Annotated in this window: 20 protein-coding genes and 2 pseudogenes; 7 read left to right on the plus strand and 15 right to left on the minus strand. The window is 55.0% G+C overall.

Going from position 1 to position 21,314, the window contains the following annotated elements; all coding sequences use genetic code 11:
- Positions 1 to 8: 8 nt before the first annotated feature.
- Positions 9 to 1,727, plus strand: a pseudogene (locus WFK85_RS10695) (potassium/proton antiporter); the annotation flags it as partial.
- Here WFK85_RS10695 and WFK85_RS23625 read toward each other — a convergent pair.
- From WFK85_RS23625 to WFK85_RS10705, 3 genes and pseudogenes are all read right to left on the minus strand, one after another.
- A pseudogene (locus WFK85_RS23625) lies at positions 1,680 to 1,811 on the minus strand (hypothetical protein); the annotation flags it as partial. The pseudogenes WFK85_RS10695 and WFK85_RS23625 sit on opposite strands and share 48 nt — an antisense overlap.
- A 40-nt stretch (positions 1,812 to 1,851) precedes the next feature.
- Complete coding sequence (gene dadX, locus WFK85_RS10700) at positions 1,852 to 2,922, minus strand: catabolic alanine racemase DadX (RefSeq protein ID WP_336708156.1); 1,071 nt, start codon at positions 2,920 to 2,922, stop codon at positions 1,852 to 1,854.
- 11 nt (positions 2,923 to 2,933) lie between these two features.
- On the minus strand, positions 2,934 to 4,232 hold the full coding sequence (locus WFK85_RS10705; protein ID WP_008454094.1) for a D-amino acid dehydrogenase: 1,299 nt from the start codon (positions 4,230 to 4,232) through the stop codon (positions 2,934 to 2,936).
- Positions 4,233 to 4,557: 325 nt separating this feature from the next.
- Between WFK85_RS10705 and WFK85_RS10710 the strand changes: the two genes are divergently transcribed.
- Positions 4,558 to 6,090 carry a SpoVR family protein gene (locus WFK85_RS10710; protein ID WP_008454091.1) on the plus strand — a complete coding sequence of 511 codons (1,533 nt, stop codon included), beginning with the start codon at positions 4,558 to 4,560 and terminating at the stop codon, positions 6,088 to 6,090.
- A 208-nt stretch (positions 6,091 to 6,298) separates the two neighbouring features.
- On the opposite strand, the gene fadR is transcribed toward WFK85_RS10710, so the two are convergent.
- Positions 6,299 to 7,018, minus strand: coding sequence for a fatty acid metabolism transcriptional regulator FadR (gene fadR, locus WFK85_RS10715; protein ID WP_008454089.1), 720 nt, complete (start codon positions 7,016 to 7,018; stop codon positions 6,299 to 6,301).
- A 228-nt stretch (positions 7,019 to 7,246) separates the two neighbouring features.
- Between fadR and nhaB the strand changes: the two genes are divergently transcribed.
- Entirely contained in the window at positions 7,247 to 8,812 is a 1,566-nt protein-coding gene (gene nhaB / locus WFK85_RS10720) for a sodium/proton antiporter NhaB (RefSeq protein ID WP_166991903.1), read from the plus strand.
- A gap of 145 nt (positions 8,813 to 8,957) precedes the next feature.
- On the plus strand, positions 8,958 to 9,488 hold the full coding sequence (gene dsbB / locus WFK85_RS10725) for a disulfide bond formation protein DsbB (protein ID WP_008454083.1): 531 nt from the start codon (positions 8,958 to 8,960) through the stop codon (positions 9,486 to 9,488).
- 50 nt (positions 9,489 to 9,538) lie between these two features.
- Here the strand turns inward: dsbB and WFK85_RS10730 are convergent, their stop codons facing one another.
- The 6 genes from WFK85_RS10730 to WFK85_RS10755 all read right to left on the minus strand — a co-directional run bounded on the left by WFK85_RS10730 (position 9,539) and on the right by WFK85_RS10755 (position 12,809).
- Entirely contained in the window at positions 9,539 to 9,778 is a 240-nt protein-coding gene (locus tag WFK85_RS10730) for a putative hemolysin (protein ID WP_008454082.1), read from the minus strand.
- Between the two features lie 24 nt (positions 9,779 to 9,802).
- The gene (gene ymcF / locus WFK85_RS23630) at positions 9,803 to 10,015 is read right to left on the minus strand and encodes a cold shock small protein YmcF (protein ID WP_442892277.1); all 213 of its coding nucleotides are present in this window, start codon (positions 10,013 to 10,015) and stop codon (positions 9,803 to 9,805) included.
- A gap of 95 nt (positions 10,016 to 10,110) precedes the next feature.
- Positions 10,111 to 10,557: a YcgN family cysteine cluster protein gene (locus tag WFK85_RS10740; RefSeq protein WP_008454079.1), complete on the minus strand. Its 447-nt coding sequence runs from the start codon at positions 10,555 to 10,557 to the stop codon at positions 10,111 to 10,113.
- Between the two features lie 89 nt (positions 10,558 to 10,646).
- Complete coding sequence (locus WFK85_RS10745) at positions 10,647 to 11,306, minus strand: fumarylacetoacetate hydrolase family protein (protein ID WP_085540087.1); 660 nt, start codon at positions 11,304 to 11,306, stop codon at positions 10,647 to 10,649.
- A gap of 90 nt (positions 11,307 to 11,396) precedes the next feature.
- Positions 11,397 to 12,458 carry a lytic murein transglycosylase gene (locus tag WFK85_RS10750; protein ID WP_166992932.1) on the minus strand — a complete coding sequence of 354 codons (1,062 nt, stop codon included), beginning with the start codon at positions 12,456 to 12,458 and terminating at the stop codon, positions 11,397 to 11,399.
- 75 nt (positions 12,459 to 12,533) lie between these two features.
- Positions 12,534 to 12,809: a YcgL domain-containing protein gene (locus WFK85_RS10755; RefSeq protein ID WP_008454073.1), complete on the minus strand. Its 276-nt coding sequence runs from the start codon at positions 12,807 to 12,809 to the stop codon at positions 12,534 to 12,536.
- A 126-nt stretch (positions 12,810 to 12,935) separates the two neighbouring features.
- Here WFK85_RS10755 and minC point away from each other — a divergent pair, with 126 nt between their 5' ends.
- The 3 genes from minC to minE are packed head-to-tail and all read left to right on the plus strand — an operon-like array spanning position 12,936 to position 14,762.
- Entirely contained in the window at positions 12,936 to 13,646 is a 711-nt protein-coding gene (minC, locus tag WFK85_RS10760; RefSeq protein WP_008454072.1) for a septum site-determining protein MinC, read from the plus strand.
- 24 nt (positions 13,647 to 13,670) lie between these two features.
- Positions 13,671 to 14,483: a septum site-determining protein MinD gene (minD, locus tag WFK85_RS10765; protein WP_336708161.1), complete on the plus strand. Its 813-nt coding sequence runs from the start codon at positions 13,671 to 13,673 to the stop codon at positions 14,481 to 14,483.
- Positions 14,484 to 14,486: 3 nt separating this feature from the next.
- A complete protein-coding gene (gene minE / locus WFK85_RS10770; protein ID WP_008454068.1) occupies positions 14,487 to 14,762 on the plus strand; it encodes a cell division topological specificity factor MinE in 276 nt (91 codons plus the stop codon).
- A 140-nt stretch (positions 14,763 to 14,902) separates the two neighbouring features.
- Here the strand turns inward: minE and rnd are convergent, their stop codons facing one another.
- From rnd to WFK85_RS10795, 5 genes are all read right to left on the minus strand, one after another.
- Positions 14,903 to 16,024, minus strand: a complete 1,122-nt coding sequence (rnd, locus tag WFK85_RS10775; protein ID WP_166991900.1) for a ribonuclease D — start codon at positions 16,022 to 16,024, stop codon at positions 14,903 to 14,905.
- 69 nt (positions 16,025 to 16,093) lie between these two features.
- A complete protein-coding gene (gene fadD / locus WFK85_RS10780) occupies positions 16,094 to 17,779 on the minus strand; it encodes a long-chain-fatty-acid--CoA ligase FadD (RefSeq protein ID WP_166991897.1) in 1,686 nt (561 codons plus the stop codon).
- Positions 17,780 to 17,980: 201 nt separating this feature from the next.
- Positions 17,981 to 18,574: a Slp family lipoprotein gene (locus WFK85_RS10785; protein ID WP_008454060.1), complete on the minus strand. Its 594-nt coding sequence runs from the start codon at positions 18,572 to 18,574 to the stop codon at positions 17,981 to 17,983.
- 42 nt (positions 18,575 to 18,616) lie between these two features.
- Positions 18,617 to 19,312 (minus strand): tRNA (adenosine(37)-N6)-threonylcarbamoyltransferase complex dimerization subunit type 1 TsaB, encoded by a 696-nt coding sequence (gene tsaB, locus WFK85_RS10790; RefSeq protein WP_336708163.1) that lies wholly within the window; start codon positions 19,310 to 19,312, stop codon positions 18,617 to 18,619.
- A 68-nt stretch (positions 19,313 to 19,380) separates the two neighbouring features.
- Complete coding sequence (locus WFK85_RS10795; RefSeq protein WP_008454055.1) at positions 19,381 to 21,291, minus strand: ATP-dependent DNA helicase; 1,911 nt, start codon at positions 21,289 to 21,291, stop codon at positions 19,381 to 19,383.
- Between the last annotated feature and the right edge of the window lie 23 nt (positions 21,292 to 21,314).

Here is a 21,314-nt window from a genome sequence, read left to right on the forward strand (position 1 = left end):
GGAGACGAATGATTTTGGACGCAGGGGCGATTGTCAGTCTGTTTATTTTGGGTTCCGTTCTGGTAACTTGCAGTATCTTATTAAGTTCTTTCTCCTCTCGTCTGGGCATTCCCATTCTGGTTATCTTTCTGGCTATCGGCATGCTGGCCGGGATCGATGGCCTTGGCGGTATCCCGTTTGATAATTATCCCTTTGCCTACCTGATCAGTAACCTGGCGCTGGCGGTGATCCTGCTTGACGGCGGGATGCGAACCCAGGCGAGTTCGTTTCGCGTTGCGCTGGGCCCCGCGCTCTCGCTGGCAACCGTTGGGGTATTAATTACCTCCGGGCTGACCGGGATTGCCGCCGCCTGGCTGTTCAACCTGAACCTGATTGACGGCCTGCTTATCGGCGCCATTGTCGGCTCCACCGACGCCGCCGCGGTCTTTTCCCTGCTCGGTGGGAAAGGCCTGAACGAACGCGTAGGCGCGACGCTTGAAATTGAATCGGGCAGCAATGACCCGATGGCGGTGTTTCTCACCATCACGCTGATTGAGATGATCCAGCAGCACCAGACCGGCCTGAGCTGGCTGTTCCTCGTGCACATCATTCAGCAATTTGGCCTGGGGATTGTGCTTGGCCTCGGCGGCGGCTATCTGCTGCTGCAAATGATTAACCGGATAACCTTACCCCACGGGCTTTACCCGATGCTGGCCCTGAGTGGCGGGATTATGGTATTTGGCGTCACGACGGCGCTGGACGGCAGCGGTATTCTGGCGGTTTATCTGTGCGGCTTTGTGATGGGCAACCGCCCGATTCGCAACCGTTTCGGGATCCTGCAAACCTTCGACGGCCTGGCCTGGATGGCGCAAATCGGCATGTTCCTGGTGCTGGGTTTACTGGTGAACCCGTCCGATCTGCTGCCGATTGCAGTCCCTGCTCTCCTGCTTTCCGCGTGGATGATCTTCTTTGCTCGTCCGCTGTCGATTTTTGCCGGTCTGCTGCCATTCCGCGGTTTTAATCTGCGCGAACGCGTATTTATCAGCTGGGTTGGGCTGCGAGGCGCAGTGCCGATTATCCTGGCGGTGTTCCCCATGATGGCCGGGCTGGATAACGCCCGCCTGTTCTTCAACGTGGCCTTCTTTGTGGTGCTGGTGTCTCTGCTGCTCCAGGGCACGTCGCTGGGCTGGGCCGCCAAAAAAGCCAAAGTCGTCGTGCCGCCAGTAGGCTGGCCCGTTTCGCGCGTGGGTCTGGATATTCATCCTGACAATCCGTGGGAACAGTTTGTCTACCAGCTAAGCGAAGAGAAATGGTGCGTGGGTGCCGCCCTGCGTGACCTGCATATGCCAGAAGAAACGCGTATTGCCGCGCTGTTCCGCAATAACGTACTGCTTCACCCAACGGGCAGCACCCGCCTGCGAGAAGGCGATGTGCTTTGCGTTATTGGCCGGGAACGCGATCTTCCCGCGCTGGGGAAACTGTTTAGCCAGTCGCCGCCGGTGGACTTGGATCAGCGTTTCTTTGGCGACTTTATTCTGGAAGCCAGCGCCCAGTTCTCCGACGTGGCGACCATTTACGGCCTGACGCTGGATGAAGAAGTGGATACGCAGCAATCGTTAGGTGATTTTGTGCTGGGGATGCTCGGCGGCGCGCCGGTGGTTGGCGACCAGGTGGAGTTTGCCGGAATGATTTGGACGGTGGCCGAGAAAGAGGACAATCTGGTGCGTAAGATTGGTGTCCGGGTGGCTGAGGAAGAAGAGGAGTAGTCTCGCCTCACCCCGGCCCTCTCCCAGAGGGAGAGGGGGAAAACAAATGGCGTTAACATGGCTTATCCCTTCTCCCTTCCCGGAGGGGGGATAAGAAGCATAAACGTTAACTCATCACCACCGGCACTCTCGGCGCTAACGCACACATCAGCTCATAGCCAACCGTACCCGCGGCGCTGGCGACATCGTCAATTTTGACGTTTTTGCCCCACAGCTCAACCGGGCTGCCGATACCCGCCTGCGGGCAAGGCGTCAGGTCTACAGCGATCATATCCATCGACACTTTGCCCACCAGGCGGGTCATGACGCCATCCACCATGACCGGCGTGCCATCCGCCGCAATACGTGGGTAGCCGTCCGCATAGCCACCAGCCACAATCCCGATTCGCTGCTCGCCGCTGGCGGTGTAGCGGCTGCCGTAGCCCACGGTATCGCCAGCCTTCAGGTTCTGAATGCCGATAATTTCGCTGCTCAACGTCATTACCGGCTGAAGGCCGCTGGTGGCGATATCCTGCCATTGCCCGCTCGGAGAGGCGCCATAAAGGATTATCCCCGGGCGAACCCAGTCAAAATGCGCCTCAGGGTGCCACAGCGTAGCCGCCGAGTTTGACAGCGAGCGTGGGGCGTCAATTCCCTCCGCCGCCCGTTCAATGCGCTTCATCGGCTCAGTAATGCCTTCTGGCTGCTCGGCATCGGCAAAATGCGCCATCAGGGTCAGTTCGCCCACATTCGGGATAGAACGGAGTTTTTGCCAGATGCCGTGTACGCGGTCGGGTGTAAACCCGAGACGATTCATCCCGCTATTGATTTTGAGATAAACATCCAGCGGCGCGCTCAGCTTCGCGTTGGCTATCGCCTTCACCTGCCAGTTGCTGTGCAGGCTGGTGGTCAGCCGGTATTTGTCGAACAGCGCCAGCTCATCGGCATGGAAGAACCCTTCCAGCATCAGGATCGGCCCTTTCCAGCCGCGCTCACGCAGCAAAATGGCCTCTTCGAGATTCAGCATGGCAAAACCATCGGTCGCGCCTAACGCTGACCAGATACGCTCGAGACCGTGGCCATATGCGTTGGCCTTAACGACCGACCAGACACGCGAACGCGGGGCGGCTCTGCGCACCACTTCAAGATTATTGCGCAGCGCGCTGAGATCCAGCGTCGCTACCACAGGACGGGACATGACGGCTCCTTTTAGTTATGTGCGCCGTGAAGGTGGCGGGCGCTCAGTGGCGTAAAGCCAGGCGCGTAGCGTGCGATGCCTAAATCCTCGCTTGGGATAGCCGGAGTACGCCCGGAGATCAGGTCGCTCAGCATCTGGCCCGAACCGCATGCCATTGTCCAGCCTAGCGTGCCGTGTCCGGTATTAAGCCAGAGATTCTTGAACGGCGTGCGCCCTACAATTGGCGTCCCGTCCGGCGTCATCGGACGCAGCCCGGTCCAGAACGTGGCCTGCTCGACGTGCCCGCCTCGCGGATAGAGATCCCTGACGACCATTTCCAGCGTTTCACGGCGCGGCTGCAGCAGTTCAGTGTTAAAACCGACGATTTCTGCCATGCCTCCCACGCGGATGCGGTTGTCAAAGCGGGTAATAGCGATCTTGTAGGTCTCATCCAGAATGGTTGAAACCGGCGCGCCCTGTTCGTCGGCAATAGGAATTGTCAGGGAGTAACCTTTCAAAGGATAGACAGGAATATCGGCGATGCCCTTGAGCAGACCAGTGGAATAGGACCCGAATGCCACGACGTAGGCATCCCCCTTCACCACTTCCTGGCCGCACTGTACGCCGCTGATTTGCTGGTTGTCGTAAAGCAGACGATCAACCGGCGTATTGAAGCGAAACTCAACGCCGGCTTCCGCCGCCATCCGCGCCAGGTTTTGGGTAAACAGCTGGCAGTCACCGGTTTCATCGTTCGGTAAACGCAGGCCGCCGGTCAGCTTGTGGGCTACGTCCGCCAGCGCGGGTTCAACGCGGTTAAGCTGGCTGGCTTCCAGCAGCTCATACGGCACGCCTGCGTCTTTCAAGACGGCGATGTCTTTGGCCGCGCTTTCATACTGCTGCTCGGTGCGGAACAGCTGCAGCGTCCCGCCCTGTCGGCCTTCATACTGGATGCCTGTGGCGTGGCGCAATTCTTTCAGGCAATCACGGCTGTACTCCGCCAGGCGTACCATGCGGCCTTTATTTTCCATGTAATGGCGGGTATCGCAGTTGCGCAGCATCTGCCACATCCACTTCAGCTGGAACTGGGTTCCGTCGAGGCTGATGGCCAGCGGCGCGTGGCGCTGAAACATCCACTTAATGGCTTTTAACGGGACGCCCGGAGCCGCCCACGGAGCAGCATAGCCCGGAGAGATCTGCCCGGCGTTGGCCGCGCTAGTTTCCTGCGCCGGCCCTGATTCGCGATCGATGACAGTGACTTCATGCCCGGCCTGACGTAAATACCAGGCGCTCGCCACGCCGACGACACCACTTCCCAGCACCACAACACGCATATCTGCTCCGCAATTAGCTAAAAGAATAATCTTCTGATTACATATTGATAACTCAGTTGAATATGTTATTCAACATATGGCTTTATTATGGTGACTAAACTCACAAACCTGCCCGCCAGCGCTGGAGCGGGATAATTAGCATCTCCTGTACGGGAAAACATTTTCGTCAAAATAAAATGCTGAGTGACGCGCTAAAAGCCCGCTATTGAGATCAATAAATCGCGAAGAAAAAATTTTACTTGTCGGCGCTATCTTTCAGGAGTTGTCTATTCTTGAGAGTGAGGCTTTCCATCCAGAGAAAGTCGAAAACAATGAGGGCGCGCTGATGGCTAACGTAACTGATTTCGCCACAAAGGATCCCACCCGTCTGAGTGACGGCCCCGACTGGACGTTTGAGCTACTGGACATTTACCTGGCCGAGATTGACCGGGTAGCAAAGCTCTACCGCCTGGACACCTATCCCCACCAGATTGAGGTCATTACCTCCGAGCAGATGATGGACGCGTATTCCAGCGTCGGGATGCCGATTAACTACCCGCACTGGTCTTTTGGCAAAAAATTCATCGAAACCGAGCGCCTGTACAAGCACGGGCAGCAAGGGCTGGCGTATGAGATCGTCATCAACTCTAACCCCTGCATTGCCTATTTGATGGAAGAGAACACCATCACCATGCAGGCGTTGGTGATTGCGCATGCCTGTTACGGGCACAACTCTTTCTTTAAAAACAACTACCTGTTCCGCAGCTGGACGGATGCCAGCTCGATAATCGACTACCTGATTTTCGCCAAAAATTACATTACGCAGTGTGAAGAGCGCTACGGGGTTGATGAGGTGGAGCGTCTGCTGGACTCCTGCCACGCGCTGATGAATTACGGCGTGGATCGCTATAAACGCCCGCAGAAGATATCCCTGCAGGAGGAGAAAGCGCGCCAGAAAAGCCGCGAAGAGTATCTGCAAAGCCAGGTGAATACGCTCTGGCGCACGCTACCGCGTAAGGAAGAGGAAAAAGCCGCGGAATCCGCCCACCGCTTCCCTTCGGAGCCGCAGGAGAATCTGCTGTATTTTATGGAGAAGAATGCCCCGCTGCTGGAGCCGTGGCAGCGTGAGATCCTGCGTATTGTGCGCAAGGTGAGCCAGTATTTTTATCCGCAAAAACAGACCCAGGTCATGAACGAGGGCTGGGCCACCTTCTGGCACTACACCATTCTCAATCATCTGTATGACGAGGGCAAAGTCAGTGACCGCTTTATGCTGGAGTTTTTGCACAGCCATACCAATGTGGTGTTCCAGCCGCCCTATAACAGCCCGTGGTACAACGGCATTAACCCCTACGCGCTGGGGTTCGCCATGTTCCAGGATATCAAACGTATTTGCCAGTCGCCGACCGAAGAAGACCGCTACTGGTTCCCGGATATTGCCGGCAAAGACTGGCTGGAAACGCTGCATTTCGCCATGCGTGACTTCAAGGACGAAAGCTTTATCAGCCAGTTCCTTTCGCCTAAGCTGATGCGCGACTTCCGCCTGTTCACCGTGCTGGACGATGACCGCAATAATTACCTGGAAATTTCGGCCATCCACAATGAAGAGGGATACAGGGAAATACGTTCCCAGCTGTCGGCCCAGTACAACCTGAGCAACCTCGAGCCGAATATTCAGGTTTGGGATGTAGATTTGCGTGGGGATCGTTCGCTAACGCTGCGCTACATCCCGCACAACCGCGCCCCACTGGATAAAGGGCGCAGAGAAGTGCTCAAGCATGTGCATCGCCTGTGGGGCTTTGATGTCGTGCTGGAGCAGCAAAATGCGGATGGTAGCGTGGAACTGCTGGAGCGCTGCCCGCTGCGAAACCCGCTGTAAGAGTGAAAAAAAACGCTTCCCGAGGGAAGCGTTTAAAGTTGCTGACAAAGAGGGAAAAAGCGTGATTTTTCCCTCTTTGTGGTTATTAGCCAAAAATCAATGAATTGATTTTCCTGTTTTTTTAACGAGCCCTCTGTTATTTCTTATATCACCAGAGGTTTGTCAACAGTCTGTAACGCTTCCCGAGGGAAGCGTTTTTTATGCTGGCCTAGCGACTGTGCATCGCCAAATCGCCAGGCAGGTTTTTCTGCATACGGTGCCAAATCTCGCCGCTCTCGCGACCGTAGTTACGCACGGTATCAAAGACCTGCTCGTGAAGCCCCTGCTGGCAGATTTCTGCCAGGCGGTGGTAGAAACCCAGCGCCAGGCTACGGGCTTCAGGATTGGAGAAGTAGTGACGCCCGATGCGGGTGTACAGCCCTTTCATCCCGTTCAGGATCAGCCCATAAATTGGGTTACCTGATGCAAACGCCAGGCCGCGGAAAATGTTGTAATCCAGCTCGGCAAACGCGTCCGCGTGGTCTTCAACTTTGCTAGCCGTGGCCAGCACTTCCTGCGCTTTATCTGGATACTGACGAATCGCCGTACGAATAAATATCGTGGAGATATTGGTTCGCACCGAAAGCAGATTATCAATCAGCTGCGGCACGCTGTCGTGATCGAGACGAGCCAGCGTTTCCAGAATGTTTAAGCCCGAGGTTTCCCAGAAATTGTTCACCCGCGTTGGCTTCCCGTGCTGAATTGTCAGCCAGCCGTCGCGTGCAAGACGCTGAAGCACTTCACGTAAAGTGGTACGGGTAACGCCAATCAGTTCTGAAAGTTCACGCTCTGCCGGCAGAATAGAACCCGGCGGAAAACGGCTGTTCCAGATACTTTCTATAATATACTCTTCCGCGAAACCCGCTGGGCTCTGCGCCTTAATGACCATAGTAAGATTTCCATTACTCAGGTTTTGCAAATTGGACTCATCATACCAGATGCCATGCGCGCCAGATAGCGGGGGCGACGCGCAAATGCGGGATCGGCGTTGAATTTTGACGATAAACGCCTTAACTCAGGATTTCCTTCGGCTTGATCGCGTGCGTCATAAACGAGTACCCTGAAGCGTTATCTTTTTAGACATCAACATAATACAACGGATAATGGTAACTATACGATGGAAATGTCCTTTGGGCGGGCGTTGTACCGCAATTTTCTGGGTCAATCACCTGACTGGTACAAACTGACGCTGCTTCTCTTTTTAGTGCTTAATCCGCTAGTCTTTTGGTTTGTCAGCCCGTTTATCGCGGGATGGATGCTGGTGGTGGAGTTTATTTTTGCCCTGGCGATGGCGCTGAAATGCTACCCGCTGCTGCCGGGTGGCCTGCTGGCCATTGAGGCCGTGCTGGTCGGCATGACCAGCCCCGATCACGTTCGTGCTGAAATTGCTTCAAACCTCGAAGTGCTGCTGCTGCTGATGTTTATGGTGGCCGGGATTTATTTCATGAAGCAGCTCCTGTTGCTGCTCTTCACCCGCCTGCTGTTGGGGATCCGGTCTAAAGTTGCGCTGTCGCTGGCCTTTTGCGTCGCCGCCGCGTTTCTTTCCGCCTTCCTTGATGCCTTGACGGTCGTGGCCGTTGTCATTAGCGTCGCCGTGGGCTTCTACAGCATCTATCACCGCGTAGCATCTGAAGCACAGGATGACAGCAACGTTCAGGACGACAGCCATATTCGGAGCGACAGCCGCGAAGTGCTTGAGCAATTCCGCGCTTTCCTGCGCAGCCTGATGATGCACGCTGGCGTCGGTACCGCACTGGGCGGCGTAATGACCATGGTTGGCGAGCCGCAAAACCTGATCATTGCTAAAAACGCTGGCTGGCACTTCGGCGATTTCTTCCTGCGCATGATGCCGGTGACCGTGCCGGTGCTGATTTGTGGCCTGCTCACCTGCATCCTGCTGGAACGTTTTAAAGTGTTCGGCTACGGACAAACGCTGCCGGAAAAAGTGCGTGGGATCCTGTATGACTTTGATGCTCAGAGCACCAGGAAGCGAACAAAGCAGGACAAGATGAAGCTGCTGATCCAGGCGCTGATTGGCGTCTGGCTGATTATCGCTCTGGCCTTCCATCTGGCAGAAGTCGGCCTGATTGGCCTGTCGGTGATTATTCTGGCGACATCGCTGTGCGGGGTTACCGACGAGCATGCTATCGGCAAAGCCTTCACCGAAGCGCTGCCGTTTACCGCCCTGTTGACCGTTTTCTTCACTATCGTGGCGGTTATCATCGACCAGCATCTGTTCAGCCCGATAATTCAGTACGTGCTCGATGCCTCTCCGCACGCCCAGCTGTCGCTGTTTTATATCTTTAACGGCCTGCTCTCCTCGATTTCCGACAACGTCTTTGTCGGCACCGTTTATATCAACGAGGCGAAAACTGCACTGCAGAATGGTGCCATCAATATGCAGCAGTTCGAACTGCTGGCGGTGGCTATCAATACCGGCACAAACCTGCCCTCGGTGGCAACGCCAAACGGCCAGGCGGCGTTCCTGTTCCTGCTGACATCGGCGCTGGCGCCGCTGATTCGCCTCTCTTACGGCCGCATGGTTGTGATGGCGCTGCCCTACACGCTGGTTCTGACCCTTGTGGGCCTGCTATGTGTGGAATATACCCTGACGCCTGCTACACAATGGATGCTGGACAGTGGCTGGCTAATGACGCCTGATACGCTGCTTGCACCGCACTAAGGCAATTTGACGGGAAGTCCGCTTCCCGTTACAAATTTTTTCCTTATAAACATCCGATTACTGCGTTATTTTCATCTGCGCTACTGGCGCAAAAAGGGAATTGGTTTACACTGCCGATTCTACGCATGCTGCAGGGAAACTGATTATGTTGCGATATTTAAACCAATGCTCTCTTGGGCGCACCGCCTGGCTGCTTTTAGCCTTTACGGCATTTGCGCTTGAGATGGTGGCATTGTGGTTCCAGCACGTTATGGGGCTGAAACCTTGTGTGATGTGTATTTATGAACGTTGCGCGCTGTTTGGCGTGATGGGGGCAGGCATCGTGGGCGCGATAGCGCCTAAAAGCCCGCTTCGCTATGGCGCCCTGGCCATCTGGCTCTACAGCGCAGGGAAAGGCGTTCAGCTGGCATGGGAGCACACCATGCTGCAGCTTCACCCGTCCCCATTTGTGACCTGTGATTTCTTCGCTCGCTTCCCAAGCTGGCTGCCGCTGGATAAATGGCTGCCGCAGGTCTTTGTTGCCAACGGTGACTGCTCCGTTCGTCAGTGGGAATTCCTGTCGCTGGATATGGTGCAGTGGCTGCTCGGGATCTTCGCCGTGTTCCTGGTAATCGCGGTTCTGGTGCTGATTGCCCAGTTCTTCAAACCTAAGCGTCGCGATCTGTTTGGCCGCTAAGTTAACAAACACGTTAGACAAATAACCCACCTTTCGGTGGGTTATTTTTTTCAGGAATGATCGCGCCGGTACAGAGCCCATTCATCAATTCTTTCCCCGCCTGGCAGCAGGCAGTCACTTCTTTCGCCCTCAGGCGTTTTCACCATCACAGATTTCCCGCCTTTGGCCTGGCAGTAAACCGAAGCCGGGTTCGCCATGCCTATGCTGTGCGGAGGCTTCGGTGCCTCACGCTCTGCCGTCGCACAGCCGCTGAGCAACAATAGGCTCATGATGGTTGTTAGTTTTTTCATTTTTCCTCCTTTGAGGACGGAATCTTAACAGCGCGGCTGGGAAGAAGCCAAAGACTGTTGCCCCAGCGGGCTAAAACCGGAGAAGGTCGCATTTGATGGACGATGAGCGGACGCCTGCATTGCGGATTTGCAAAAGATACAGACTGCGCCATGGGGATTTGATTCTCGGACATCGTAGGGGGAGGTGCGATACTGCGATCCGCCACATGACGGACACTGGAATGTTAAATTCAGGATAAAAACTCTCTTATTTTGGTTATTGAAAGTCTATCCTATCACAAGATTGGTTATATAAAGGATTTATTCTCATTACCGACCAGCATCGAAATACGCTAGTCAGCCCACTCGGGCTTGTTGAGGATATGATCCTGCCAGTCGCGAACCTCTGACTCTTTCACCGCGATATGACGCACGGAAATGCGCTCACCGTGCATGGCGGCTTTTGAGCCAGTGATTAGCGGGTGCCATTCCGGCAGCGGTTTGCCTTCGGCCAGCAGGCGGTAAGCGCAGGTGTGCGGCAGCCACTCAAAAGTCGGCAAATTGTCGCGAGTGAGTTTGATGCAGTCCGGCTCGTATTCGAAGCGACGGGCGTAGTTCTTGCACTGACAGGTTTTGATATTGAGCTGCTTACAGGCGACGTTGGTGAAATAAATCTCGTCGGTGTCTTCGTCCATCAGCTTATGCAGGCAGCACTGGCCGCAGCCGTCGCACAGGGATTCCCACTCGGCGTCGCTCATTTCGTCGAGAGTTTTACTTTGCCAAAAAGGAGTGGGTGTCATAGCGGTTCCTGCATTTAAAAATTAAGCTGCACCTTATAAACAGTCTGACACCCGGATGCAAGTTTTGCCGCCCTGAAGCGGCAAATTGTTTATAAAACGCGCGTCGTCAGGCTGTGACCTGCAAAGCTCACTTCCAGCTCATCGCCGCTAAGCAGCGGGCCTACGCCCTCCGGTGTACCGGTCAGGATCACATCCCCCGCACGCAGGGTGAAGAACTTGCTCATATAGGCAATCAGCGGCACGATCTTGTGGATCATGTCTTCGGTATTGCCCTGCTGGCGAATTTCACCGTTGATCTTCAGCTCCAGAGGGGTATTTTGCGGGTCGTGAGTGAACTGTGCCGCAGGGATAAACCCGGAAATTGGGCAAGAGTTATCGAAGCCCTTGGCTTTTTCCCACGGCTGGCCTGCTTTTTTCAGTTTGGCCTGCAGATCGCGCAGCGTAAGGTCCAGCGCAACACCATAGCCGGCGATGGCTTTTTGCACGTGCTCTTCACTTGCCTGCTTAAGGGTTGAGCCGATCAGAATGGCCAGCTCTACCTCATGATGCACGGAGCCGAATTCCTGTGGTAACGCCAGCGGCTGGCGAATATCGCACAGGGCACTTTCAGGCTTAATAAACACCACCGGCTCGTCCGGCGTCGCACTGCCCATCTCTTTAATATGTTTGGCATAGTTGCTGCCAACACAGACTACTTTGTTTACCGGAAAATCAAGCAGCGCACCCTGCCAGTTATGATGTTGATACATGCCTTTCCTCTGTGTCGTGTGTGTTAACTGCCTTTGATACTAGATAAAAAAATGCCTGCTGAATACCGGGGAAGTGTTTCTAAGCGTGCCTTATTTATCTGCGATGGCGTCCGCCATTTTGCCGATGCTAATGGCAAAGTAGTAAGAACGGTTCCAGTGCATCAGGGTGCGGAAGTTGTTATAGACCAGGAACGAACGATCCAAACCATCGTCTGGCTTCACCAGCCAGGCTTTCTTTGACGACGCTGGAAGATGGGAGCCTTTTGGCAGCGTCACGCCTAGTTTTTTCCACTGGGCCACGGACTTGCCCTGCCCCTGGCTTGTGCCCAGCAGCGAAGTATTAAAGCCCGTGGGCAGTTTCACTTCATAGCCCCACGCCCCACCACGCTGCCAGCCCTCTACCGCCAGGTAGTTTGCCGAGGAAGCGAAAACGTCTCGGGTGTTATTCCAGATATCAATTTTACCGTCGCCATCGCCGTCTTTGCCGTAGCGCAGCAGCGAACTCGGCATAAACTGGTTCTGCCCCATCGCCCCGGCCCATGAGCCTTTCATCTGCGTCGCGCTGACATCACCTCGCTGGATGATTTTCAGCGCCGCCATCAGCTCGTTGGTGAAAAAGGCTTCACGACGGCCCTCAAATGCGAGCGTCGCTAAAGCAGAAATGACATCCTCTTTGCCCTGCAGCTTGCCGAAGTTACTTTCCATTGCCCACAGCGCGACGATGTAGCGACTCTGCACGCCACTTTTGGCGCTGACTTTTTCCAGCTCTGCCCGGTGCTGGCGGGCCAGGCTACGCGCCTGTTTGATTTTGACGGGAGTAATAACGCGGTTTAAATAGTCATCCAGCGTTATTTTCTTTTCCAGCTGATTGCGATCGGATTGAATGACCCGATCGACAAAATGAATATTGGCAAAGGCTTTTGCCAGCGTCGCATTGCTGATGCCCTTTGCTCTGGCTTGTTGTTTTAATTTTTCGACATAAGCCGGAAATTCAGCGGGATTTCGCCCTTGCTCAGCGAGCGTGGCAGTTTGACGCGGGCTAGTTTGAGGAACTGAGGCGGCTGTGGGAGTCGCCTCAGCAGCGGGAAGATAACCGGCCCCGCTGGAAAGAATTAAGGCGCTGAAGGTATAACGCAAAGCTGCATTTTTCATCATCATTTCTTCAATAATGTGTTTCACACATTCTCCGTGTGAAAGCATGGAAAAGATTTACCTTCAGTCCGAAATTTATTTTTTAGGACTCTTTTCCAGGTGCATAGTCAGCAAACTTTCTACCGGAGGTGGGATCTGTAAATAATAGCCCTCAGTTTCCAGCGCCTGTTTCACTTTATCCAAATCGGCATTGGCCAGTTTTTTACTGCCGTCCAGCGGCAACAGCATCGACAGGACCGGTTTGCCAAAGCCTTTCATCAGCTCTTCCGGCACTCGGGAGAAATCGTCTTTTTTTTCGACATAAAGATATGTCTGGTCACGTTTAGTACTTCGGTAGATCACACAAAACATTTTTTTTACTCTATTTTCGCCAGCGAGTGGCTTGCCTGAATATAAGCTGGACTATAACATGCCTGGTGTACTTCGGAATATCGTCCCACAATAGTGGGGATTGAAACTGAATTGAGTAAGGCCAGGATGTCAAACACGCCAATCGAGTTAAAGGGCAGCAGTTTTACCTTATCTGTGGTTCATTTGCATGATGCACAACCTGAGGTTATTCGCCAGGCTCTGGAAGATAAAATCGCCCAGGCTCCCGCATTCTTAAAGAATGCCCCGGTGGTCGTTAACGTCGCCAGTCTCGATGGTTCCGTCAACTGGAAGAAAGTACAACAGGCCGTTACCGCAACCGGCCTGCGCGTGGTGGGTATCAGCGGCTGTAAAGATGAAGCTTTAAAGGCTGAAATTGAGCGTGCTGGCCTGCCCTTGCTGACCGAAGGGAAAGAAAAGGCCGCAAGAACGCCAAAAGCCGCACCTGCTGAGCCCGTGGTGGTCACCGCGCCGGATGTTACACCGATCACAAAAACGCGTTTAATTGATACTCCGGTCCGTTCCGGGCAGCGCATTTATGCGCCAAACTGTGACTTGATTGTGACCAATCACGTCAGCGCCGGTGCAGAACTGATAGCAGATGGTAATATTCATATTTACGGCATGATGCGTGGCCGTGCGCTGGCTGGTGCAAGCGGCGATCGTGATGCACAAATATTTTGTACTAACCTGGTAGCAGAGCTTGTCTCTATTGCGGGCGAGTACTGGCTGAGCGAGCAGATCCCAGCCGATTATTATGGAAAAGCGGCTCGCCTGAATCTGGCGAGTGGTGCGCTCTCCGTTCAATCTTTGAATTAAGCCCTTTTAACAAGGAAATCCTTTATGGCACGCATTATTGTTGTTACATCGGGTAAAGGGGGCGTCGGTAAGACCACGTCCAGCGCGGCCATCGCTACGGGGCTGGCCCAAAAGGGAAGAAAAACCGTCGTTATTGATTTCGACATTGGTCTGCGTAACCTTGACCTGATCATGGGCTGCGAACGCCGCGTTGTGTACGATTTCGTTAACGTGATTCAGGGCGATGCCACGCTGAATCAGGCGCTTATCCGCGATAAACGCACTGAACAGCTCTATATCCTGCCTGCTTCACAAACCCGCGATAAAGACGCTCTGACCCGCGAAGGCGTGGCCAAGGTGCTGGAAGACCTGGAAAACATGGACTTCGAGTTTATCGTTTGTGACTCCCCGGCAGGTATCGAAACCGGCGCGCTGATGGCGCTGTACTTCGCGGATGAAGCGGTCATTACCACCAACCCGGAAGTCTCCTCGGTGCGTGACTCAGACCGAATCCTCGGCATTCTGTCGTCCAAATCCCGCCGCGCTGAAAACGGTGAAGAGCCGATTAAAGAGCATTTATTGCTGACCCGCTACAACCCAGGTCGCGTCAATAAAGGCGATATGCTGAGCATGGAAGATGTGCTCGAAATTCTGCGCATTCCGCTGGTTGGCGTTATCCCTGAAGACCAGTCAGTGCTGCGTGCGTCCAACCAGGGCGAGCCGGTGATTCTTGACGGTGAATCGGATGCAGGCAAAGCCTACGCCGATACCGTGGAACGCCTGCTCGGCGAAGAACGCCCTTTCCGCTTCATTGAAGAAGAGAAGAAGGGTTTCCTGAAACGCCTGTTCGGAGGATAAGTTATGGCATTACTCGACTTTTTTCTGTCACGAAAAAAGAACACCGCCAACATCGCGAAAGAGCGTTTACAGATCATCGTAGCTGAGCGTCGCCGTAGCGATGCGGAACCGCATTACCTGCCGCAGCTGCGCAAGGACATTCTCGACGTGATTTGCAAATACGTGCAAATTGACCCGGAAATGGTCAGCGTCCAGCTCGAGCAGCGGGATGGAGATATTTCGATTCTGGAGCTGAACGTGACGCTCCCGGAAGCGGAAGAAGCCAGTAAGTCGGCATGAATAAAAAACCCCCTGCATTTGTCAGGGGGTTTTATTTTTACGCAGTCACTTAACGTTTATTAAGCTCATTCTTGTTGCAGCTTGCCAATATATTCAAACCTGAGAACAATACTGTAATTATTCCCAGGTCATATAAATAATCAGTATTCCGCCAGCAATTTCGTTAACGCTTCTGCCATTAATTCTGCCCGCCAGCCGCTAATTAATTCCGGTGCCACGCTTTGCGGTTTCAATTTCCAGTGCCAGTTTAACAGCTGATTGATTTGGCGGCGGGAGGCCAGTAATTCGGCGCTCAGCCCTTTAGCCTCGCTCACTTCCTGCACCAGGGCTTTAATGGCCTTAAACACTTTGCGGTAGCCCGGCATATCCACCAGGTTTTGCAGCGGCTGCGGCAGGTCGCTCTCCGGCAGCGCCTGCGCCTCGGCCACCAGGGCGATAAGCGTTTTGCCGTGGAAGCGAATTTCGCTGCCGCTCAGGCCAAGCGAGTCCAGTTCGCCCAACGAGCCAGGCATGTATCTCGCCACCTGCCACAGGTTTTCTTCGCGGACGACAAAGTTCACCGCCATGTCGCGCTCGCGGGCTTTACGCAAGCGCCAGGCCGCCAGCTTCTTGAGGCAGGCCAGCTGTCGGGTACGCAGCTGCCAGGCATTGCCTATTTCGCGCCAGGCTTCTTCCGGATCGAGCTGATCGCGACGACGGGAGCACATCAGATGGCACTCATCGAGAGCCGCGCCTATCCAGCCCGCCGCTTCCGTTTCGGCCATCAGTTTCTCAGCGATAGGCAGCAAATAAAGCACATCTGCCGCGGCGTATTCACACTGCCTCTCCGTGAGCGGACGCGCCAGCCAGTCGGTGCGGGATTCACTTTTATCCAGCGCAATGCCGGTGTAAGACTCAACGATAGTGGCAAAGCCGCAGGACAGCGGGCGGCCAGTAAAGGACGCCAGAATTTGCGTATCAATAAACGGATCAGGCAGCATGCCAAAGGCATTCAGGAAGACTTCGAGATCTTCGCTGCCCGCATGCAGATACTTGATGGTGTCAGGATCCTGCAACAACGCCTTGAACGGCGACCAGTCGCCGATGGCTAAAGGATCGATCAGCGAAACCTGCTGGCCGTCATAAAGCTGGATCAGCCCCAGCTGAGGGTAGTAGGTCCTGGTGCGAACAAATTCGGTGTCCAGCGCCAGCGCGGGGAACTGACGAGCGGCCTGGCATACGGCGGCCAGCCCTTCATCGGTAGTAATCATCTGGTAAGTCAAATTCAGTTCTCTTAGGTTGCGCCCATAAAAAATGCCGGCGAACCGGCATCAGGACGAGTGACTTGGAGCTCAGGCGTTATTGTTGCCTGTCTTGCCCGCTTCGTCACGCAGTTCTCGTCGTAAAATTTTCCCGACGTTCGATTTTGGCAGTTCCGTGCGGAATTCAATCAGTTTAGGCACTTTATAGCCGGTTAACTGGCGACGACAGAAGGCGATCAGCGCCTCTTCCGTCAGGGCAGGATCTTTTTTCACCACAAAGATTTTCACCTGCTCACCGCTCACCCCGGCAGGAACCCCCACCGCCGCGACTTCAAGCACGCCTTCGTTCTGCATGACCACATCTTCAATTTCGTTCGGATAAACGTTGAAGCCGGAAACGAGGATCATGTCTTTTTTGCGGTCAACGATGTTCATGAAGCCTTCTTCGTTCATTACCGCAATATCCCCGGTGCGCAGCCAGCCGTCTTTAAGGATTTCATCCGTTTCTTTCGGTCGCTGCCAGTAGCCCAGCATTACCTGCGGGCCTTTAACGCACAGTTCACCAGGCTCACCGGGCGGTACTTCATTGCCCTGATCGTCTATCAGCTTCACGTCGGTGGACGGCACCGGCAGGCCAATAGATCCGCTGTGATAATCCATATCATGCGGGTTCGCGCTGACCAGCGGTGCGCATTCCGTCAGGCCATAGCCTTCAAGCAGGAAGCGGCCCGTGAGTTTTTCCCAACGTTCGGCAACAGCGTGCTGGACGGGCATACCGCCGCCCGCAGCGAGGTGAAGGCTTGAAAAATCAAGCTGCTGGAACTCTTTGTTATTCAGTAACGCGTTAAACAACGTATTCACGGCGGTCATGGCAGTGAAAGGATATTTTGCCAGCTCTTTTACCAGTCCCGGAATGTCGCGTGGGTTGGTAATCAACAGGTTCTGCCCCCCCATGTCGATAAACAGCAGGCAGTTAATGGTCAGAGCAAAAATGTGGTACAGCGGCAGCGGAGTCACCACCAGCTCTTTACCTTCGTGCAGTAGCGGGCTGTATGCCGCCCTGACCTGCTCGAGGTTGGCCAGCATATTACGGTGCGTCAGCATGGCGCCTTTAGCTACGCCGGTTGTGCCGCCGGTGTACTGCAGGAAGGCTAAATCGCCATTGATAATTTCAGGTTTGATGTACTGCATGCGGTAACCGCTTTGCAGCGCCCGACGGAAAGAGATGGCGTGCGGCAGATGGTATTTCGGCACCAGACGTTTGATGTACTTCACCACGAAGTTAACCAGCGTCCCCTTCGGCCCGGAGATCTGGTCCCCCAGTCGAGTCAGGATGACGTGTTTCACCTGGGTTTTTTCGACCACTTTCTCCAGCGTATGGGCAAAGTTTGACACGATCACAATCGCGCTGGCCCCGCTGTCATTCAGCTGGTGCTCCAGCTCTCGCGGAGTATAGAGCGGGTTAACGTTAACCACCACCATACCGGCGCGCAGAATGCCGAACAGCGCGACAGGATACTGCAGCAGGTTTGGCATCATCAGCGCCACGCGGTCGCCTTTTTTCAGGCCCAGCCCCTGCTGAAGGTACGCGGCAAATGCCCGGCTGCGCTCTTCCAGTTTGCGGAAGGTCATCACCTCCCCCATGTTGATAAAAGCGGGTTTGTCAGCGTAGCGAGTGACAGCCTGCTCAAACATATCAACCAGGGATTGATAGCGGTCGGGATTTATTTCAGCCGCAACGTCGGCCGGGTAGCGGTTAAGCCAAACCTTATTCAAGGATCCACCTCTGAAATTATTATTTGTCGTCATCACAACCCCAGGGAATACATTTCGTTAACATAATATTAACTCAGCGTACCAGTTTATTAATTAGCCTGATTAAAGGTTGCGAAGCACATCACTAAATTTTTTCATCCGTCCTGGATAAAAACAAACAGCGGCCAGGCCGCTGTTTGAAAACATTTTAAAAACAACAGATTATTCGGTTACAACGGTTTGCACCTGTGCAGGCCCCGGATTGTACCAGCCGCCGCCCCACATGTCGTAATGGTGGCGATACGGGTAAGGCCCGCCCCAGAACCACGGATCGATCGGCTGCGGCGGCATGACGACCTGCTGGACTACGTTCCAGCGCTTGTATCCCGTCGCCTGCATGGTCATGAATTTATAGGGTGTCTGGCCAATCTTACCTTCTGCCGTGCCGGTAATTGGCCCGACGACGGTCACCAACTGATTGCGGAAATCTACCGGATCAAGGAAGCCATTGACGTCGGCATAAATGCGCCCTTGCGAAGGCTCATTCAATGCCGGACGGGCACCTTCATCGAGGCTGACGGTGGCAATCTCCAGGCGAGTTTTGCCCTTCAGGTTGTCCACGTTCACCACTCGCCCGCCAAAGCGCGCTTCCTGCCCGACATAGAGCTGGGGCGCACTCATCACCGCCGTCAGATCCTGCTGTGGGGTCGCGGAAGTCCCTTTAATTGCATCCGGCACGCTCACGCAGCCGCTCAGGACCAGCGCCGCAGCGGCGGCCAGCAGCCAGCTGCATTTTTTGACATTACAAACAGCCATACCTCATCTCCTTAACCTGCCCGCCGTTTAGCGGGGTCGGTCTTACTCTCTGCCAGGTAGCTTTTTCCAGGTGACTTCGTTACGCAGGTAGACAGGCTCCGCATGCTCGACGGCGACGGTTTTGCCGGCGCTAAACGCCTGCTGCGCCAGAGGAAGCATATCTCCAGCTTCAGGCAGCGTAGTTTCACCGTCCTGCAACAAAAGTCCGCTATCCTTCGCCATATCAGGCCAGGCCTGCCAGCCTGTTCCGACTGTAGCCCAGGTGCCGCTCAGATGCTTCAACCGCCCGGCAACGTCTTCAGGCTTAAGGACGGCTTCGCTTGCTTCACCGTGCCACACGCCCTGCTCGTCACGCTCATATTCAGCCCAATAAACTTCGCCCATGCGGGCATCTATTGCGGCGAGTACGCGGGTGGCGCCCGTTCTGCGCCATGCGCCCTGAGCCATTGTCGCCAGCGTTGAAACGCCAATCATCGGCAGCTCAGCACCCAGCGCCAGCCCCTGCGCAATCCCAATCCCAATGCGCACACCGGTGAAACTGCCCGGCCCACGCCCGTAGGCAAGTGCGTTCACCTCAGACAAAGTAATCCCGCCCTGGTTCAGGATCTCTTTGACCAGCGGTAAAATTCTTTGCGTGTGCTCACGCGGGCAGAGTTCGAAATGGGCGTAGGACGCCGCGTCGTTTTGCAGGGCAACAGAACAGGCTTCTGTTGCGGTATCGATGGCTAAAATTCGCATGGGCTTGCCAACCTCTGGCGGAGATAAGGTCAAAAAACGGCGCGCATCATACCATAGCCTGGCACAAATTACTGCGCACCAGAGGCATTGAGGAACTCAACTGCCCGATTTATATCCCGGGTACGCGGCGTGGGCGGCAGGCTGTTAAGGAAAACAGCGCCATACGGACGCATGACCAGGCGGTTATCGCAGATAACCAGGACCCCACGGTCTTCCACATCGCGGATGAGGCGACCGACACCCTGCTTAAGGGTGATCACCGCGTCAGGCAGTTGGACATCGTCAAATGGATCGCCCCCGCGAATGCGGCAATCTTCCATGCGAGCCTTGAGCAGCGGATCGTCCGGCGAGGTAAAGGGAAGTTTGTCGATGATAACCAGGGAGAGCGCGTCGCCGCGCACGTCTACGCCTTCCCAGAAGCTGCTGGTCGCCACCAGCAGGGCGTTACCGGCCTCAACAAACTGCTGCAGCAGTTGGCCTTTGCTGGTTTCCCCCTGCAGCAGCACGGGCAACGTCATGGTAGCCCGGAACTGTTCCGCCAGGTCGCGCATCATGGCGTGGGAGGTACAGAGCATAAAGCAGCGCCCGTTGTTCGCCTCAATGAGCGGGCGCAACAGGTTAGCCAGGTGACGGCCAGCGTGGGGCTGATTGGGCGTCGGCAGCCCTCTCGGCACGCACAGCAGCGCCTGTTTAGCGTAATCAAACGGGCTGGCAAGCAGCAGGGTTTCTGCTTCGTCGATTCCCAACCGCTCGGTGAAATGGCTCATATTGTCATTCACCGCAAGCGTGGCCGAGGTAAAGACCCAGCAGCCCGCTTTTTCACGAATGACTTCCTTAAACTTGTCGGCCACGGACAGGGGCGTCAGGGCCAGCGTGAAGTGGCGGGCGTTGCATTCATACCAGTAGCTGTAGCCCGGCTGATTAATCTCTTTCAGCCGTTTAATTCGCCCACGGTAAATTACCGCGCGTTCAAATGCGGCATCCAGCAGCGCCGAGCGGCCAAGAGAAAGCTTTGCCACGTCATAACACAGCTCCAGGGCATCATCGAGCAGCAGCAGCGAACGCTGGATATTCGCGTCCGCAAGCAGCTCCCGCAGGTTCCCCCGGTAGCCCGGGTCGCCTATTTGCAGGCGGAAGTCCTGCGTGCGCTGGGCAAGGCTGTCGGCGCTTTTTTGCAGCTGCTGCGCGTCACGGACTTCCGTGCGGTAGGCAATAGAAATGTCTTTGGCGAGGTCCAGCAACTGCCGGCTGGAGATAGACTGGCCAAAATACTGGCTGGCGATATCCGGGATCTGGTGGGCTTCATCGAAAATTGTCACCTGAGCCTCGGGAATAAGCTCCGCGAAGCCGCTCTCCTTCACTACCATGTCGGCCAGGTACAAGTGATGGTTCACCACCACCACGTCGGCATCCATCGCCTTTTTACGCGCCTTGACCACAAAGCAGTCCTGATACTGCGGACAATCCTGCCCCAGACAGTTATCGTTGGTGCTGGTGACCATCGGCCAGACGGTGGAATCTTCGGCGACGGACCCACAGGTGCTGATATCGCCATCCACGGTTTCGCTGGCCCAGCCGCGCAAATGCATCACGTCGCTTAACGCCTGCACGGGCAAATCACCGCCCGCCAGCGACTGCTGCTCCAGCCTTTCCAGGCAAAGATAGTTAGAGCGCCCTTTCAGCAACGCCACGCGGCCGGTAAATTTCAGCGCACGGGATATCGTCGGCAGATCGCGAGAAAACAGCTGATCCTGCAGCGCTTTTGAGCCGGTAGAAATAATGACTTTTTTGCCAGAACGCAGCGCGGGGGCAAGATAAGCGTATGTTTTCCCTGTACCGGTACCGGCCTCTACCACCAGCTCGCCGCCGGCTTGAATCGCCCGGGTTACGGCCTCCGCCATTTCACGCTGAGCTTCACGCGGCTTGAAGCCCGGAATGACCTTAGCCAGTTGGCCGTCTGCTGCAAAATCGTCCGTCACGTTACCCCCTGGTTAAATTGCCA

The sequence above is a fragment of the Cedecea sp. VD22 genome (assembly GCF_037150195.1).
Taxonomy (GTDB): Bacteria; Pseudomonadota; Gammaproteobacteria; order Enterobacterales; family Enterobacteriaceae; genus Cedecea.

Excerpts from the sequence above, each read along its gene's own strand:
- dadX (WP_336708156.1), bottom strand. The coding sequence starts at position 2,922 with ATGTCCCGTCCTGTGGTAGCGACGCTGGATCTCAGCGCGCTGCGCAAT.
- WFK85_RS10705 (WP_008454094.1), bottom strand. The coding sequence starts at position 4,232 with ATGCGTGTTGTGGTGCTGGGAAGTGGTGTCGTCGGCGTGGCGAGCGCC.
- WFK85_RS10710 (WP_008454091.1), top strand. The coding sequence starts at position 4,558 with ATGGCTAACGTAACTGATTTCGCCACAAAGGATCCCACCCGTCTGAGT.
- fadR (WP_008454089.1), bottom strand. The coding sequence starts at position 7,018 with ATGGTCATTAAGGCGCAGAGCCCAGCGGGTTTCGCGGAAGAGTATATT.
- nhaB (WP_166991903.1), top strand. The coding sequence starts at position 7,247 with ATGGAAATGTCCTTTGGGCGGGCGTTGTACCGCAATTTTCTGGGTCAA.
- dsbB (WP_008454083.1), top strand. The coding sequence starts at position 8,958 with ATGTTGCGATATTTAAACCAATGCTCTCTTGGGCGCACCGCCTGGCTG.
- WFK85_RS10730 (WP_008454082.1), bottom strand. The coding sequence starts at position 9,778 with ATGAAAAAACTAACAACCATCATGAGCCTATTGTTGCTCAGCGGCTGT.
- WFK85_RS10740 (WP_008454079.1), bottom strand. The coding sequence starts at position 10,557 with ATGACACCCACTCCTTTTTGGCAAAGTAAAACTCTCGACGAAATGAGC.
- WFK85_RS10745 (WP_085540087.1), bottom strand. The coding sequence starts at position 11,306 with ATGTATCAACATCATAACTGGCAGGGTGCGCTGCTTGATTTTCCGGTA.
- WFK85_RS10750 (WP_166992932.1), bottom strand. The coding sequence starts at position 12,458 with ATGAAAAATGCAGCTTTGCGTTATACCTTCAGCGCCTTAATTCTTTCC.
- WFK85_RS10755 (WP_008454073.1), bottom strand. The coding sequence starts at position 12,809 with ATGTTTTGTGTGATCTACCGAAGTACTAAACGTGACCAGACATATCTT.
- minC (WP_008454072.1), top strand. The coding sequence starts at position 12,936 with ATGTCAAACACGCCAATCGAGTTAAAGGGCAGCAGTTTTACCTTATCT.
- minD (WP_336708161.1), top strand. The coding sequence starts at position 13,671 with ATGGCACGCATTATTGTTGTTACATCGGGTAAAGGGGGCGTCGGTAAG.
- minE (WP_008454068.1), top strand. The coding sequence starts at position 14,487 with ATGGCATTACTCGACTTTTTTCTGTCACGAAAAAAGAACACCGCCAAC.
- WFK85_RS10785 (WP_008454060.1), bottom strand. The coding sequence starts at position 18,574 with ATGGCTGTTTGTAATGTCAAAAAATGCAGCTGGCTGCTGGCCGCCGCT.
- tsaB (WP_336708163.1), bottom strand. The coding sequence starts at position 19,312 with ATGCGAATTTTAGCCATCGATACCGCAACAGAAGCCTGTTCTGTTGCC.